A 17,485-nucleotide genomic window follows, 5' to 3' on the forward strand; every position below is an offset into this window, starting at 1 on the left:
TAAACTTACTTCTTCTTAGCTTTTTTAGACTTTTCCGCAAGCAATCTAAGAGTATCTGCAGCTGCTTCTTCTGGAGCATGAGTATGGTGTTCCTCGTCTCCAGGCAAAGGATTAGCATATCCAAGATTCACGTTAAGCAAACGCTCCGCCTGAGTCTCGTCAATCTTTTCCGAAAGCGCAATCTCCGATATAAGAATGCTGCGAGCGCGAGCAAGCATACGCTTTTCTCCAGCAGAAAGCCCATGTTCATCAACGTCTCGCTGCGACAAATCGCGAACAACTTCCGCAATCTTATTAACATCGCCCGTGGCAATTTTTTCTACATTAAGCTTGTATCTTCTAGACCAATTCATCTCTTTTTCAATGATTGGCGTACGCAAAATCTCAAAAACTTTAGCAACTTCTTTGGCGCCAACAATGTCTCGAACGCCAACCTTTTTAACATTATCTACAGGAACGTTAATCTCTAAACCATCTGAAGACAATACAACTAAGCGCAAATACTGCCTAGTAACACCCTTAACAGTACGTTCACTAATTTCCTCGACTCTAGCCGCACCATGACGAGGATAGACGACCATATCGCCGACTTGATAACCCACAGAACCCTCCGTATGCACAGAAAAACTCATTTCAGTTTCCCATAAGGCAAAGACTTGAGCGCTATTAAATTATTTTTTTGACTTATTAGTAAAACTTTGCTCAAAACACACAAGACATACGCAAATAATGTTGTATGATAGACAACATGAGTACAGTATCTAACATCAATGAAGATGCAATCGCAGTTGCCGTTCGTCAAGACGTGCTTGCTGCGGTGAGCAACGCAGAATACTACAATCCACACGAGGTCCTTGGTGGACATCTCGGAACCGGCAAAGGCGCTGGTACTGCCACGGTTCGCGTTTTGCGACCAATGGCCAAGAAGGTAACAATTCTCACTAAGAGCGGCGAATACGAAGCTCAACACGAATACAACGGCATTTTTGTTGCCACTATTCCTGCAACTAAGCACGCTAAAAGCAAGGAATGGTCTGTTCCTAGCTACCGAATTCGTACCGTAGAAGTAGACGGCACCGAGTCTGTAGACGATGACCCATATCGTTACCTGCCGCAAATTGGCGACATGGACATGTATTTGTTCGGTGAAGGCAGACACGAAAGACTTTGGGAAGCGTTAGGCGCTCATGTTAAAAGCATTACTGATTCTTGGGGTCTTGTAAGCCCAGAAACAGGCAAAATGGTTAAAAAAGTTACTGGAACATCCTTTACCGTGTGGGCTCCAAACGCTCGCGCTGTAAGAGTTGTTGGCAACTTTAACTATTGGAATGGCCGCCGCCACGCAATGCGATCCCTTGGCTCTAGCGGAATTTGGGAGCTTTTCATTCCAGGAGTAGGCGCAGGTGAGGTTTACAAGTTTGAGATTATGACTCAAGCTGGAAACTGGATTATGAAGGCAGATCCAATGGAGCGCTCTCACGAAGTCCCACCTAACACTGGCTCTGTTGTTGTTGACTCCGACTTTAAGTGGCACGATAGTGAATGGCTTGAGCAGCGCGCAAAGACTAATGCGCATGATGGCCCTGTTAGCATCTACGAAGTTCAGGCAAATAGCTGGAATCGTGATTACGAGAATTATCGCGAGCTTGCAGACCACCTTGTTGATTACGTTCAGCAAGAAGGCTTTACCCACGTTGAGTTTATGCCTCTTACCCAATACCCATTCTCGGGATCTTGGGGATATCAGGTTACTGGTTATTATGCTGTTGATTCCAGGCTTGGAAGCCCAGACGACTTTAAGTACTTGGTAAACAAGCTACACAAGGCTGGCATTGGTGTGATTATGGATTGGGTTCCAGCACACTTCCCTAAGGATGACTTTGCTTTGGGTAGATTTGACGGCACTGCACTTTACGAAGATCCAGATCCACTTCGCGGTGAGCACCCAGATTGGGGAACCTACATATTTAACTTTGGCAGACACGAGGTTCGTAACTTCTTGGTTGCTAACGCGTGCTTCTGGCTTAGCGAATATCACGTTGACGCTTTGCGAGTAGATGCTGTTTCTTCTATGCTCTACTTGGATTACAGCCGTGAAGCTGGTCAATGGCGTCCAAACATGTATGGCGGACGCGAAAACCTTGAAGCTATTGACTTTATTAAGGAAGCAAACGCTACTGCATACAAGAATAATCCTGGAATTATGATGATTGCAGAAGAGTCCACTGCATACCAAGGCGTTACTGCTCCTACAGACATGGGCGGCTTGGGCTTTGGCTTAAAGTGGAACATGGGCTGGATGCACGATACGTTGCAATACCTTAAAGAAGAGCCAATTAATCGTCGTTGGCATCACAACGAAATCACATTCTCTATGGTTTACGCGTATTCCGAGCATTACGTGTTGCCTCTAAGCCACGACGAAGTTGTGTACGGCAAGGGTTCTCTTCTTGGAAAGATGCCTGGAGACGAGTGGCAACAATTTGCTGGTCTTCGAGCGCTCTTGGCATATCAGTGGTCTCACCCAGGAAAGAATCTTCTGTTTATGGGCGGAGAAATCGGCCAGTCTTGCGAATGGAACTTCAACAATTCGCTTAATTGGCACGAGCTTCAATGGCCATTCCATCAAGGTGTACAAAAGCTGGTTGCAGATCTTAACGCTTTGTATAAGAGCTCTCGAGCATTCTGGAGCCAAGACTTTACGCCAGATGGATTCCAGTGGCTTACTAGCGACGATTCCGACCACAACACCTTAAGCTACATGAGAATTGGCGATAATGGCGAAGAAATCGTTGTTGTTGTTAACTTCTCGGGTCAAGCTTGGCAAGACTACCAGGTGGCATTGCCTAAGGGCGGAAAGTGGCAAGAGATTCTTACTACCGACGACGCTAAGTATTGCGGCTCCGATATTCACAACGGCACATTTACTGCAGCCGCCGAAGAATATCATTCCAGGCCGTATTCTGCAAGGATTACTGTTCCAGCACTTGGAGCCGTATTCCTTAAGCCAGTAGATTAAGGTAATAATTAAATAGTTAAAGCTAAAAGAAATCTAAACTAGGTTAAAATGTTGGACACTCCATCAGAAACAAGTGCTCCTCGAACAATTCTTGTTGTAGAAGATGAGCCAGATTTAGCTACCGCTATAGCACAACGCATTGTTGCTAGAGGATGGAAAGCTAGAGTTGTTTCTGACGGAGTGTCTGCCGTTAAAGCAGCATTAAGCTTAAAACCAGACCTTATAATCATGGATATTATGCTGCCGCTTATGGATGGCATAGAAGCCACTCGAAGAATAGTATCTAAATGCCCTATTCCTGTTCTTATGCTTACAGCAAGAGACGCAGAAGCAGATAAATTAGCTGGATTAAGCGCAGGAGCAGACGACTACGTTACAAAACCATTCTCCCCTAGAGAGCTTATTGCAAGATGTGCTGCACTTTTGCGCAGGGTAGAACGCGCAACTTTAATAGCCAAACGAGAACAGTACAGTAATTTGTTTAAGTTTGGAAACCTTGTTATTGACCCAAAGCAAAGACTTGTTACGATTGGCGAAAAGGCGATTCATTTTACGCCTACCGAATTTTCTTTACTTACAACTTTTGCAAATCACCCTCACGAAGTGTTAAAAAGAGAGACACTTTTAGAAAAAGTTTGGGATTGGCCAGACGCTTCGGGAACAAGAACAGTTGATTCCCACGTTAAATCTTTAAGGCGCAAGATTGGATCTTCTTGGATTCGCACAATACACGGAGTGGGTTACGCTTTTGAACCGCCTAAAGAAGATTATGAGCAATAGATTATGAGCAATAGATTATGAGCAATAATTTGATTGGCAAAGATAGTAAAAATAAACAGAATAATCACGATTCACTACTTCACACTAAAAGCGCCATTGGATTTTTTACATCATTAAAAGGCGAATTATCTGCGATTATTGTTTTTGCAACCGCTATAGCGTTTGTTATGGCGTGGTTTTTACTAAAAGTTGGATTAAGCGGTTGGATTGCAATGCCGCTAACTCTTGCGGTTGCACTGGGAATAACATACGCATTTTCTAGAGGATTAACTTCGCCACTTAGACAAATGCGTGATGCTGCCGAAGCAATGGCAGATGGCGACTATTCTGTACGCGTTCAAATTGAAAACAGAAAAGACGAGGTTGGAAAACTCACTCTTGCCTTTAACGAAATGGCAGAAGAACTAGAGCATGCAGACAACATGCGCCGAGATCTTATAGCAAACGTTAGCCACGAGCTTAGAACGCCTGTTAGCGCTTTGCAAGCAATGGTGGAAAACCTTGCAGACGGCGTTGTGGATCCAACTCCATCCAACATGGAAGCGATTGTAAACCAAACGCATAAATTGGCGGATTTAATCACTTTTCTTCTTGACTTATCTAGAGTAGAAGCAGGCGCAGAAAGCCTTGTTATTACCAGCTTTGACTTTAAAGATTTTATTAACAACATTGTAGAAACAGTAAAAATCGCAGATGCAGGCCACAATCACAGCATAAGTCTTAATATTGAAAACAACATTATGCTTGTTGGAGACAAAAATCGTCTTTCTCAATTGTTTACAAATGTAATATCTAATGCAATCAAACATTCTGCAGACAACACTAAGATTCTTATAAGCGCTAAGTCAAATTACGAAAAAAATATTTTAGTTTGCAATGTTATTAATTTTGGAACACAAATACCTAAAGAAAATCGTGCAGATATTTTCCGCAGATTTGTTAAAGGCAGCCAAGGAATAGGCACTGAATCTGGCGGAACTGGGTTAGGACTTTCGATTGCAAGATGGGCCGCGCTACTTCATCACGGAAACGTTAGAGTTGTAGACGATAAACGCGGAGTTAATTTTGAAATAACATTGCCACTAACATACAGCAAATAGCACGTAATCGCAGAGCGGATTAGCGTAAAACGCGGCTTAAAACGCGGCTTAAAACGTTAAAAATCTAGGAGTATAAAACGCTTTCTTTAGACCACACTCCAGCCAGCGCAAAACACGCAAAAACAGCAACTCCGCTTTTATTTAACTCTTTAACACAATTTTTTAACGTAGACCCCGTAGTAATAATGTCATCTATAATAATCACTTTGCATCCACTTTTAATGCCCTTTACATTTACCGATAAGCCTTTAGATGTGCGCAAAGATCTGGCTCTACTCCCCCTTGCTTGAACAGATTTAACCTTTATGCTGGTCATTTTAATTGCTTTAACAAAAGTGGCATCAATGCCATGCTCTTTAAGACTTTTAACAACATTTTTAGCAATTGAATCCATTTGACTTCTGCCACGCCTTCTTTTGGAGGCAAAAGACGAAGGAACGGGAATAATGGCCACTTTGCCAGAGCTTCCAATAACACTAATAATCAAGCGAAAAAGCAAGCTAGAAAAGGGCTTATCTAAAAGTTGATTTCCGTGGTCTTTCCATTGCAAAATGCATCTTCTTACCGACCACCCGTATGTTGCGCAAGAATAAATATTTTTGCAAAACACTCCGCTAAACGGATCCATATGCCACTCGCTAAACTTTGCTTTACATTCGCTACACAACACGCAATCCGCCATTGAGCAGCCAGCGCAGCAAATTGGAAAAGCAAGATTAAGAATAGTTTTAAACACGTCTAGCCAAGAAACGTTGAAAATAAGCCGATTTTGCTTATTGGCACTAAGATTTTTGTAAAGCATAAAAAGACAATAGCAATGCTAAAAATAAATGACAATAAAATTAGAGCAATGTGGTTAAAGGCTTTTTACTTAAGACTTTACTTAAGACTTTCCAACAGCCTAGAGCACAATTCAAAGGTATTACTAGGATTTTTTACGCAGACTGCAAGCGTACCTGTTAAAGAAGTTGGATAATCGTTTCCACCCTTGTACATGCGGTCTCCAACAAAAGCAACCGAGTCTAGGCAAATGCCGCAAATCTTGCAAAGAGACTTAAGAGCATAGGCCTTATTATTGCCCTTGCAAACAACATCAACGCTTGTTTCGCCGCCAGCCCGCACAGAAAAATCAGGTAAATCTTTAGAAATCTGTTCAGCCAACTCTTCCTTTAGCTTGCCGCTAGGATCCCAACTCTTTTTACACTCAATTGGCGCAAGCTGACCTAGTGCAGAAAACGTAATTTGAGTACCACGATTTTCTATTTGACTGCCCCAAAGATCTTTATCTCCACTGCTTTTTAGCAATCCCATTTTTTTAGCACAATCGCTAATAACCTGAATAATGCGATTTGCGTCTTGACTAGAAATAGTATGCGAATACAAGCATTTTAATTTGCCGTCAACAATGCGATAATAGCTTGTTCCGTTAGTTGGCATAATGTGAAAATTATCTAAATTTGTAGCAGCAGGCAAAACGCTTAAAACTTGGCTTTTGACTAATCGCAAGTCTCCGCCCGTAATTAAAGCAACAGGAATTTTATTGATTAAATCTCCAAAAACCTTGCACATTGGGCTAGTCATAGGTTTTTTAGAACATGCAAGAGTGTTGTCTAAGTCAAAACCAATAAGCGAACACAAAGCAAGGCGCTCGCAAAGACCCTGCTCATTGTACTCATGAATATTTGGCTCCAACACTTTCCTCCTGTACAAACCATGCAATTCAAGTATTCCATATTATTAACATATTTACTACACCGTTTTGCGCACGCGCATTAAACAAATGCCCTAGCATACAAATAAAGTTAAGTGTATGACGTGCTTAATATGGGAACAAAAAAGATACAGAAACCGACACGGACGCGGCATGCGAGCGCCAATGTTTGGCACACGCCTTCCTAGATACAGGACGGCTAGTGGAATGTTTGACTCAATGGTGGCGGGTCAAATTAGAATGCTTAATAGCGCTTGGTCCAATCTTATAAAAGATGTTCAATTTGCTGTAGAAGACGTTCCTCCAAGCCAGCCAGTGCTTTGGGAAAATAACAAAAGAATAATGTCTCAAGCTTTTCCTTCTTCTAAGGGAATGCCAAAAAGAATAGTTTTATACAGACTTCCGCTATGCACGCACGTTACTAGCAGAGCCGAGCTTCAATACGCGATTAGAGATGAAATAGTTCAACGTTTAGCAGAACTGTATGGCAGAAGACCAGAAGAAATCGACCCAGATTGGGGATTGTAAATAACAGCCTAAAAGCCCTAAGTCTACTTTACAATCGAAGGATTTGAGCGGACTTTAACGCTTATGCTATTAGGGTCAAGCGATTTAGAAGAAATCCACGCCACTCCTGCAAAACCAGCGTCATTTACTGCTTTTGACTGAACTCTAGACGCAAACGAAACGCCAGACTTAGATTTAATAGTAAACATAACCGCTTTAGGATCAACATCTTTTGCTAAAACTGTTGCAACAGAATATGGCTTAACACTAATAGACTTAGAAGCGACTTTTAGGCCAGAAGAATCGTAAGCATTAAGCGTTACATTGGCATTGCTAACCAGTCCATTTGCAATATAAAGCGATGTTTCGTCTGCAGAAAATGCAGACACAAGCGCACTATTTGTAATAGAGTGAACAGCATTAACAAAAGCAACATCACTCTGGCCATCTTTACCATTTCTTTCAACCGAAGCCATAGCAAAAATAGGAACGTTGCTCTGCGCAAAAATGGCACCAACACCCTTAGGAACTTCTGCTAAATCAACAACCTGAATCTGTCTTGCATTAAAATCAACTTCTTTAATGCTCTTTTTTCCAGACTCGTCTAGCCAATACAAGTTGGCTTTTCCGCTTTTAGTAGACCAAATATAAGCTTTGGCTTGATCGCCCTCACTAATGCCTGGCAAAACAGGCTCTAAAGATGCGGATTCTTCTGGCGAAATAATATCCACGCCTTTAGAAACAAGACCAGATGAACGAATAAACTTAACGAACGACGAAACTGGAGCCTGTTCGCTTAAAACTTGAATGTAAAGACCATCGGACTTTGCAGCAGCTGCGGAAATGTTAAAATATGCGTCGCTGTGCGCTGGAACAGTAAAGGTGCTTCCTGTAGAAAGATTTAGCCCAGCGCCAGACTTATTAGTTGACCATGCTTTAACGCTTACAACCGTAGGCTTAGACGAAAGATTAACAGAATTTAATCTTACAGAGATTCCTTCGGATATTTTTGGAATAATAAAGCTTTGACGCATTGAAGGAGACACACAAGAAGTGGCAGATACGCCCTTTAAATCTCCGCTAGTGGCCCAAGAAGCAGCTGAAGCTGCGGAACCAGTGCCAGACTGCGCGTTTAAAAGACTACTTTCCAAAACTTTAGCATCTTTGTCTACATCGCTTTGCGCGAAATAAGCCCCATCGCTATTTTCGCTAGAATCATAAGTAGAAGGATTATTAAAAGATTTGTTGACTAAATCTTTAGAATCTCCAGCATATTTTACGCCGTTAAAAGTGGACTTATAAACGCTACCAAAAGACGCATATCTGGCTATTGACTTTAAATCACCTTCGGATTCTTGAAACTCGCTATCTCCATAATTTGCTGAATCTGGTAAAGCTATTCTGCTAGGGCAAACTGTTTGCAAGTTTGTAGAGCTAACGCGCTTTTCTACGCTTCCAACAGGAGAAATAGGGTCATCTGTTAGCTGCTTTAGCGGGCATACGAAAGAGGCAACAATTGCACAAGAAACAAGTATTGCCGCACTCAAAATAGATAAAGACCACAGTTTGAATCTTCTAAAACGAACAGAAGCGCTAATTGACGCAGCATCTTGTGCATGACGATGACTATTTTTAGAATTCGTATTTGACTTCATTAATCTACCTGCCATTTATCCGTCTAATCAATCATAGCTTCTAACTACTAATCCTACTAATCCTAATCATCCACGTTCTATTACGTTATTGCTGTTAAAACGAGGCAAAGCAACAAGGCAATACAATAGCAGCACTAATACAAAAATAACAATCCACGGAAGCCTCCAAGAAAGTGGGCGCGAATGGCTATAAATCGACGTTTTAGAAGCAGATGAATCTGGTAGAGAATCGAATCTACAGTAGGTTCCATGATTAGATGAAACAACGAGTTGTGTGCCTGCAGAAGCGTTAACATTGGCAATCAGCTTTTCGGTTGCATCTTTATTTGCAGAGCCTTCTACGTAAATCATTGAATTGGTAGCAGCTAAATTATCTTTAGCTTTAGAATCATTAACAATGTAAATTCCACCAATACCAAGCTGCTTTAAGGTTTCAATAGACTCATCGCTTGCATGAGAAAGAAGCTTAGAAGCCGCATAATAAAGCGTATTTGTACTAGGAGAATACCCGTATAAAACATCTCTAACTTGCAAAGATGGAGATAAATCAACCAAATCACCGCGAGACGTACGCATAATCGAGACATTAAGTTCGCGACTATTTACAGCCTTAATGGCAAGAACGCGATTAGCTTCGTTTTTATTTAAGTAATCCGAAACAACCATTGGCAGGCCATTATCGCTTGCGTAAACAGAGGTTACTGGCCCGCTAATAATTGCAAATAATCCAAGCAAAGCAGCAACAGCAAAAATGCCAAAAGCTAAAATTCCTCTTGCAAGATGAATGAGCTTTTTCATCATTATCTTAGCAGAACGCCTCATAGCCGCACGCTTAGAAGCACGCGTAGTGTAATCGTCTGGATTATTATCTTGATTAATGGAATTAGACCTTCTTAAAGGCTCAAACCTACGAACGGCTTTTCCTGCCACCATGCACATGCAAGTAAGAACGCCAAGCGCGCTCAAGCATACGCCTGGAAGAACGCTTGCAGCAATAGGACCGTCAAAATCCGAAGCAATAACAACACGACAAGCAGCCAAAGAAAGCGCCATTCCGCTAACAATTACAACCCACATCATTCTTGAAGCTCTTAAAGCAAACGGAAGAGCAAGAGCACACAAAGCCATTAATACAGCTAAGGCTGCGAACACAATCATGATTATTCCGCGAAGTTGCAAAATAAACATTGACCCCGAAGAAAAATGATTCAAATCAATGTTAAATGCTCTAAGCAAAACGTCTATATAGCTACTAACTCTAGGAGCGCCATTTATTTTTTGAGAAGGCAAAGCCATGCTGGCAAAAATTTGGCGCCACATTCCAGCTTCAAAATAGCGCACAACGCTACCCAATGTTGGCAAAAGAACCAAAATAGATGGAATAGGCATTAGCGCAAGCATAAAGCGATGCGAACGCACCATAATAATTGCTGCAACAAAAATAACAAACATTGGCAGCAAAAGCTGAGGACTTGCAGCAAGCGGAACCATAAAGCACAAAGATGCGCAAGCCGCACTTTGAACTGATGCAACTGGAACAACAGGATCTTCTGTAACATACATTCCCACGGCATGGAAAGCAAAGGCAAACGCGGCTGGCAAAAATACCATTGTTAAAATCATTGGCAAATCGCCTCTAGCAAAAACGCCAAATGCCATTGCAATCATTGTCCAGCAAAGGCCTGAGCATACTCGCACAATGTCTGATCTAGTAAACACGCCTGCAAGCGCCCAAAAACTCAACAGCATGGCTGGAGCTGCAAGGAAGAATATGGCGTTTATTGCGGCTACAGTATTTCCACCAAACACAATGGAAGCTAGCATCCAAATCATAAGAAGCGGAGACGGTGGGAGTGCAGACGCAAAACCATCGTCTGGAATATATGCTCCAATCGCAGATTTAAAAAGACTTGGAAAATCGGCGCCAGTAGAAAGAAGCTGACTTGAATAAAGCGAAGACCCAGAAAGAATCTTATTAATCGGCGCTCCGTAAAGAAGCATGACGGTTACAAAAACAAGTAGTGAAGCGCAAATCGCAGCACTCCATCTAAGCAAAACTCTTCTATGCAAGTGTTTTCTTGCAAGCGGACTTAAAATAACACCCTTTTTTTGAGTTTTAAAAGCAACAGTCTTGTCTTTCCAACGCGTAATCTGGCTGCGACTTGCTATAAGAGAAGTGAGTCGTTTTAACGAAACTTTTGAAACTCTTGACACTCGTCTTCTTGCAAAAACAGCGCGAGGCAGCTGAGCTAACGCAATCCAAGGAAGCATAAGACGCATAAACGCAACATACGGCTGCTTAGCAAACAAAGACTGAAGCGCGCGAATTAAAGACATTGGAACACTTAAAAGCCAGATAAGCGGCCACATAATAACGCTAACATCTGTATACAGGTATCTTTGCTTTGCCATAATCGAATAAGCAAGACCGTAGCAAACTGTAGTTTTTTCGGCATCACGCTCTTCGCCACTCCTAGTGCGAAGCCCATCAAAACGCGCTCTTCTATGCGCGATTATGGCTTTTGGAACAACAACAACTCGCCCACCGCTTAAAATAACTCGCCTACAAAAATCGTTAGATTCTTCAAAAGTGGTAAGCCAAGGCTGTGTTCCACGCATTGTTTGCCAAGTGCTAAGCGAAACTAAAGCACCTGCAAGAGAAACAGAATAAACGTCTCCCCTAAAATCGTACTGCTCCTGATCTGGCTCACCTTCTACGCTAAGCGAATGCACTTTATGCTTCCATGCATACATGCCAACGTTATGAAGAATCTTGCCTTGCCAATCAACCTGCTTTGCTCCAAGAACACAAGCTGTTGGAGTGTTTCGCCAAGTCTCCCTTAGAGCTTCAAGACATTTGCTGTTGGCAGGTTTTGAATCATCATGTAAAAGCCACAACGACTTAACACCCTGCAACGGTAGCAATTTTTTTAAAGACTTTTCTACAGCGTCTCCAAATGATTTTGCAGACTTAATAGGAAGAATAACAACTTTTATTTGTTTATATTCTTTATAGGATTCAGCGTTATTGCCGCTGTACGCATTGCCATACGCATTACTAAAAGTTTGATTTGCGTTGGAAAAATCTGCATTAGAAATTAATCCAGTTAATTGAGTTGGTTCGATTTGAACGCTAAAAGTCTTTACTAACTCTTTTTTAACGCGACTAGCGCAATCAGCTATAACAATAGTTCCAGGAAGCACACTTTGATTTATAACCGCATGCAAAGTTTCTTCGTAAAACCGCGTATCTTGCTCAACGCTCATTATTGAGGCAATAGAATAATCAACCTCGCGAGGCTTTGTTCTACTTAAAGCAGAGAATACTTGTAAAGCATCGTTTTCAAAGGTGCTAGTTTCAGCGGTTATTGAATCCATACACAATAGTTTACGCAAGGGGTGTGTATTATGCATGTTTAAAAATCTCAATAGAATGCATTATAATGGTGGTTTATATGTGTATTTACGAAAGAAGGAAGCATGGCAGCCTCTCGGTATAATCAAGACCGTCGGTACCAAACTAACTATTGGGACTCTTCCGCACCGCACCATACTCTCAATAGTCAGATGCTAAATACCTCTCGTAAAATCATTTGCATGGCAATTGTTGCCGTTCTAGTCTTTTTAACTACAATAATCGCAGCCATATGGCTTGATTTTTCTTCAACAATCAGCTCACGCGTTATAACCACTATTGCAAAAGATAGCAAACAAGCTAAAACAATAGACCCTAATGCTGGCAAAACCATTAACATTCTTGTTCTTGGCCAAGATACTCGAGAAGGTAAAAACCGATCTTTCCAAGGTGGCGGCGAAGACGAAAACCATCAGTCAGATACTGCAATGGTTGTTCAAATCAGCGCAGATAGGTCTTATATAAATATTGTTTCAATTCCTAGAGATTCAATGGTTAAGGCTGCAGCATGCGATACTTCTAATGGCAGAATTCCTGCTAGACGTAAAGTTATGTTTAACTCGATTTTTGCTCTTGGCTATGCTAAAGGCGGAGATTTAGCTAGCGCAGCATCTTGCACGCTTGCAACAGTAAACGAGATTACTGGGTTAAACATAACTGATTTTATTGTTGCAGATTTTAGTGGCTTAAGCGACATGATTAACGCGATTGGCGGAGTAACCCTGTGTATTCCTGTTAACACTAGGGATTACTACACTGGCGTTAATCTAAAGCGCGGACTTCAGCACCTAGACGGTGTTCAAGCGACGCAATACGCAAGAATGAGGCACGATAGCGCAAGCGACGGAAGCGATATTATGCGAACAACTCGCCAGCAGTATCTTCTTAAGCAGCTTATTCATCAAGCGCTATCTAAGAACTTACTAACGCAGTCAGCTCAGCTGTATCAGCTTGCAAAGTCAGCTCTAAAATCGCTTAATATGAGTCAGGGTCTTGCAAACCCTACAACATTAGTTGCTTTGGCTGCAAGTCTTCATAATCTAAAGCCTTCGCACATTTACGCTCAAACAATACCGGTTACAACCGATCCTTACGATGCAAATCGTGTTATTTTAGACGATAGCGCTCAAGATGTTTGGGATTTAATGCAAGAAGATAAGCCATTAACTAAAAATCTAGGCGAAAAACCAAATAAAGGTAAAAAGTCTTCAAAAAAGAACGCGAAGAATGGCAAAAAGAGCGATTCTAAAGAAAACTCCGATTCGTCTAGTTCGGATTCTGCCGACTCTGAAGATTCTACAGAATCTGGCGAAAATAGTCTTAACTCCTCTAATTCCTCTGCAGATCCAAACGCAGTTAAAATTGGTCGCGTAGACGCAAAAACTGGATTAGCAAAAGATAGCTTGGGCAGGCTTATTGACCCGAATAGCGGCGGAATTGTTAACCCAGAAGACGGAACAATAAGAAACCCAGAAACTGGTCACTACATGGGAATTGCAGATAAGTATCTAAACAATACAATATGCGCAGTTCCAAAAGGAAAATAATACACTTGGCAAAAGCAACGTTGTTACAACGTTTATAACCACGTTGCTTTATAATGCCATTGATAGTTTTAGCAATAACTAATGCATACAAACAGACGCTAGCAAGATTGCAAACGCGTGGCTTAGGGAGGATAAATGAGCCAGCAACGTCCAGAAGACGCTTTGGGAAATCAAAATATTCCACCTAGCTTTGCTCCATCTAACAAGCGCAATAAAAGTGCAAATTCCAATTCCATACCAAGCTTTCCGCCTAGAAAAGCGCACAAAAATAGTGAGCTAGAAAACGAAGCAAATAGCGCGCCAAAAATCGAAGAAAACAAAGCTAGCAATAATCAAAGAGTTCAACTCGCTCCATCTTTTGAGCCAAGGCCTCGAAGAAGTAGCCAAAGCGCTAATCAAAATGAAGTTAAACCAATGGCAAATAATCCAGCTGTTGGAGCGGTTACTTTTAGAAAAAAGCATCGCGTATTAAAGTATTTATCTCTAACTTTAGTAATAATCCTTATTCTTGCTGGCGCAATAGGCGTTTTATCTTGGAACTGGGTAGATTCTCAGATTAAGCGCAGCAATTGGCTAACAGACACTCCAGATACTCAAGAAACAACTTGGCTAATTTTAGGATCGGATCAGCGAGAAGGCGAAGAAGCAAAAGAAATAACTGGCTTTAGAACAGACACGATTCTTGTTTTAACAAAGCCAGTAAATGGGCATAGTTCCCTAATATCCATTCCAAGAGACTCGCTTGTTTCTATAAACGGCCAGCAAATGAAGATTAACACGGTTGCGCAAGATCTTGGAAATAGAGCGCTAACAAAAACCGTTGAAAAGATTACGGGTCACAAAATAGACCACGTTGCAGAAATAAAATTTGCAGGGCTTAGAAACGTTGTAAACTCACTGGGAACAATAGATTTATGCTACGATCGCACAGTTAGCGACGCTTACAGCGGACTTAATTGGACTGCAGGATGCCACAGCGTAGACGGAAATGTTGCATTGGCATTTTCTAGAATGAGGTATGCAGATCCGCAATCCGACTTTGGAAGAGCAGCAAGACAGCGAATGGTAATTAGCGCAATAATGAAAAAAGCTTTATCAAGTAGCACACTTACAAACTTTTCAACCGTAAAAGGTTTTGCAAAAGCCTCACTCGATTCTACAATATTAGACGAAAACTCAAATCCTGGAACACTATTAAACATGGGTCTTGCTTTTAAAGAAGCAACAGGAAAAGACGGAGTAACGGGCACTGTTTATTGGACAAACCCAGATTATTGGGTGTATTCAGTTGGCTCATCGGTTTTGCTAGACGATGCTAAAAACATTGACTTATTCAATCAATTATCTGCTGGAACGCATGCGCCTGGGAGCGTTGGAACGCTAGCAGAACAGTAGACTAGATTTAGCCAATCAAGCCCCTTCGGTCGATTTAGCCAATCAAGCCAAGCCAATTTAGCCTTTAACCACATTGCTAAATTTTTCTTGCGTATTTTGTAATGGCCATGCACTATTGCGTTATGGAATACGAAAATAATGAAAACAATGCTAAAAACCTAAATTCAAAACCAATGTTTTGGATGCAAATAACAGCAAACGTCGTTCCTATTTTGGCCAATATTGCGCTTGCTATAATGGCATTTTTGCAAAAAAGCTGGATGATGCTTGCAATGGTTGTTCCTAGCATAATGATGTATATTGCATGCTTAATACCGCAGATTGTTCAATATAACTCAAACAAAAACAACAAAAATTGCGTAAAAAATAAAAAGAATCAAAGTATTCAACTTGGCAAAACAACAGTTGCTTCTCATATTCAAGGCATTCCAGGAACTCTTGTTCCAATCAACCTAGAAGCAATGCTAATTAACAATGCAAATCAAATTTATTCTGCAAGCAATTCTAAGAGCATGCATAATCATGTTCCTCCTTGGAAAAACGTTGTATACGCTTGGCTAGTGTCTTCTAAAAACCCTTTTAAATCGTATAAAAACCTAGTAGCTCCAATCGGAATAAGCAGCAACGGATACTTTTGCATAGATCTTGTTAAAAATGGCCCTCACGCTCTTGTAGCTGGAACAACTGGTGCTGGAAAATCTGTTTTACTAACATCATGGTGCTTGGCGCTAGCCTTTAAATACTCACCAAAGTTACTGCAATTTGTGTTTATGGATTTTAAAGGCGGAGCAACATTCGATTCTCTTGCCACTTTGCCACACAGCGTTGGAAACGTTGGCGACTTAAATCTTAAACACGCAGCAAGAGCATTGCGCGGATTAGAGATGGAATTAGACAGGCGAGAAAGATTGGTGGCAAATCAAGGCTGCCACGATATTAGTCAAGTAAATCCAAGCGAGCCTGCAATGGTAATTGTTATAGACGAATTCCACGCTCTTAAAAATCAGCTCCCCGACTACATAAATCGACTAATACGCATAGCTTCGGTTGGAAGGTCTTTAGGAATGCATCTTATAGCGTGTACACAAAACCCAATGGGGCAAGTAAACACAGATATGAAAGCAAATATGTCTATAAACATTTGCTTAAGAGTTAGAGATGCCATGCAATCACACGAACTACTCGGCTCACAAGCCGCCGCAAGTATAAACCCAAATAACCCTGGAGCTGCATACTGCAATACGGGAGACGGAATAGTGGCATTACAATGCTCGCAAAGTCAAAATAAAAATTCACTGATTGAGGCAATAAAGTTAGCTGGAAAATTCTATTGCTATAAAGCACCTAAACAATTGTTTAGCGCTCCCCTTCCAAGATACTTAAATAATTCAACGCTTAATAGATACTGCAAAAACACAGAAAATAGAGAATCTGGACTTCTAATAGGCTTAAAAGACGACGGGATTAACCTAAGCGAAGCAATTTTGCCAACAAATCTTGGAAACATAGCGATTATTGGCGCAAGCAAACGCGGCAAAACTAATCTTATAAATGTAATTAAAAATGCGATTAAACTACAAAATCAAGATTCAAAGAACCTTTATATTAACGACGATGCCGACTTGCTTTTAGAACCTTTTAGAAGCGATGAAAAGTCGCAAGAATTACAATGCAAGTTAAAAGATTCTAAAACAACAGTTGTATTTTGCGCCCAAAACGCAAGACACATACGTATACCAGAGCAGGCGCCAGTAAGAATAATCTTTCCAACAGGCGATTGTGCAACGGACTCTATGCTTGGAATACCTGCCGACTTGTTAAAAACACTAAGCGTAGAAGATTATCAAACTCCAGGAAGATGCATAATGATTATTCCTGGAAGCGCTAATTTGCTGCAAATCTTGAGTTTTACATAAAAATATGATTTAAATCACTCAAAAAGATTAAAAAATTTTTGTAAAAGTCTTGAAAAAAAGTTATATTCATGCTTTCCTTGAGTGCGGATAGTTTTTATGTAAAATCTAACAACTTTGATTAGTAAGTGTAAACGCGTTTAAAAAAGAGGTTATTTACTTATGAGTAGCGCATTCGACTGGCGTTCCAAAGCAGCTTGCCGAGATAAGGATCCTGAGCTATTTTTCCCAGTGGGAAACAACAGTGCATCCAGTCAGCAAGTTGAAGAAGCCAAAGCGGTGTGCCGAACTTGTAACGTTGCAGACAATTGCTTAAGATGCGCTCTAGAAACAAGCCAAGACTACGGCGTTTGGGGCGGCCTTAGCGAAGACGAAAGGCGCTCGCTAAAGCGTAGAGCAATGCGAGCGCGCAGAAATCAAAACGCCGAATTTTAAGTAGATAG

13 protein-coding genes are annotated in these 17,485 nt (G+C 41.2%); 8 read left to right on the forward strand and 5 right to left on the reverse strand.

The genetic code is table 11. From position 1 onward, the window contains the following. Positions 1-5: 5 nt before the first annotated feature. Positions 6-602 carry a CarD family transcriptional regulator gene (locus QP420_RS04350; RefSeq protein WP_128813736.1) on the reverse strand — a complete coding sequence of 199 codons (597 nt, stop codon included), beginning with the start codon at positions 600-602 and terminating at the stop codon, positions 6-8. A 146-nt stretch (positions 603-748) separates the two neighbouring features. Here QP420_RS04350 and glgB point away from each other — a divergent pair, with 146 nt between their 5' ends. From glgB to QP420_RS04365, 3 genes are read left to right on the forward strand one after another with little or no spacing between them, the layout of a single operon-like run. Beyond that, positions 749-3,019 (forward strand): 1,4-alpha-glucan branching protein GlgB, encoded by a 2,271-nt coding sequence (gene glgB, locus QP420_RS04355; RefSeq protein ID WP_415695756.1) that lies wholly within the window; start codon positions 749-751, stop codon positions 3,017-3,019. Positions 3,020-3,067: 48 nt separating this feature from the next. After that, positions 3,068-3,799 carry a response regulator transcription factor gene (locus tag QP420_RS04360; RefSeq protein WP_060786477.1) on the forward strand — a complete coding sequence of 244 codons (732 nt, stop codon included), beginning with the start codon at positions 3,068-3,070 and terminating at the stop codon, positions 3,797-3,799. Between the two features lie 17 nt (positions 3,800-3,816). Beyond that, positions 3,817-4,899: a sensor histidine kinase gene (locus QP420_RS04365; protein WP_415689231.1), complete on the forward strand. Its 1,083-nt coding sequence runs from the start codon at positions 3,817-3,819 to the stop codon at positions 4,897-4,899. A 64-nt stretch (positions 4,900-4,963) separates the two neighbouring features. On the opposite strand, the gene QP420_RS04370 is transcribed toward QP420_RS04365, so the two are convergent. Both QP420_RS04370 and QP420_RS04375 read right to left on the reverse strand, forming a co-directional pair. After that, positions 4,964-5,701, reverse strand: coding sequence for a ComF family protein (locus QP420_RS04370; protein ID WP_060786475.1), 738 nt, complete (start codon positions 5,699-5,701; stop codon positions 4,964-4,966). A 77-nt stretch (positions 5,702-5,778) separates the two neighbouring features. Beyond that, entirely contained in the window at positions 5,779-6,594 is an 816-nt protein-coding gene (locus tag QP420_RS04375) for an HAD-IIB family hydrolase (protein WP_481616643.1), read from the reverse strand. A gap of 115 nt (positions 6,595-6,709) precedes the next feature. Between QP420_RS04375 and QP420_RS04380 the strand changes: the two genes are divergently transcribed. After that, on the forward strand, positions 6,710-7,138 hold the full coding sequence (locus QP420_RS04380) for a metallopeptidase family protein (RefSeq protein ID WP_481616644.1): 429 nt from the start codon (positions 6,710-6,712) through the stop codon (positions 7,136-7,138). A gap of 23 nt (positions 7,139-7,161) precedes the next feature. Here QP420_RS04380 and QP420_RS04385 read toward each other — a convergent pair whose 3' ends face one another. Then, positions 7,162-8,772 carry a DUF5719 family protein gene (locus tag QP420_RS04385; RefSeq protein WP_060786472.1) on the reverse strand — a complete coding sequence of 537 codons (1,611 nt, stop codon included), beginning with the start codon at positions 8,770-8,772 and terminating at the stop codon, positions 7,162-7,164. A gap of 66 nt (positions 8,773-8,838) precedes the next feature. Further along, positions 8,839-12,150 (reverse strand): glycosyltransferase family 2 protein, encoded by a 3,312-nt coding sequence (locus tag QP420_RS04390; RefSeq protein WP_481616645.1) that lies wholly within the window; start codon positions 12,148-12,150, stop codon positions 8,839-8,841. Positions 12,151-12,252: 102 nt separating this feature from the next. Here QP420_RS04390 and QP420_RS04395 point away from each other — a divergent pair, with 102 nt between their 5' ends. The 4 genes from QP420_RS04395 (at position 12,253) to QP420_RS04410 (ending at position 17,477) form a co-directional block, all read left to right on the forward strand. Beyond that, the gene (locus QP420_RS04395) at positions 12,253-13,734 is read left to right on the forward strand and encodes an LCP family protein (RefSeq protein ID WP_415695760.1); all 1,482 of its coding nucleotides are present in this window, start codon (positions 12,253-12,255) and stop codon (positions 13,732-13,734) included. Positions 13,735-13,869: 135 nt separating this feature from the next. Then, positions 13,870-15,129 (forward strand): LCP family protein, encoded by a 1,260-nt coding sequence (locus QP420_RS04400; protein ID WP_481616646.1) that lies wholly within the window; start codon positions 13,870-13,872, stop codon positions 15,127-15,129. A 122-nt stretch (positions 15,130-15,251) separates the two neighbouring features. Then, positions 15,252-17,045, forward strand: coding sequence for an FtsK/SpoIIIE domain-containing protein (locus tag QP420_RS04405; protein WP_481616665.1), 1,794 nt, complete (start codon positions 15,252-15,254; stop codon positions 17,043-17,045). A 159-nt stretch (positions 17,046-17,204) separates the two neighbouring features. Beyond that, on the forward strand, positions 17,205-17,477 hold the full coding sequence (locus QP420_RS04410; RefSeq protein ID WP_060786468.1) for a WhiB family transcriptional regulator: 273 nt from the start codon (positions 17,205-17,207) through the stop codon (positions 17,475-17,477). Positions 17,478-17,485 lie beyond the last annotated feature (8 nt).

The organism is Bifidobacterium sp. UMB1197 (genome assembly GCF_030217745.1).
GTDB lineage: Bacteria > Actinomycetota > Actinomycetes > Actinomycetales > Bifidobacteriaceae > Bifidobacterium > Bifidobacterium vaginale_B.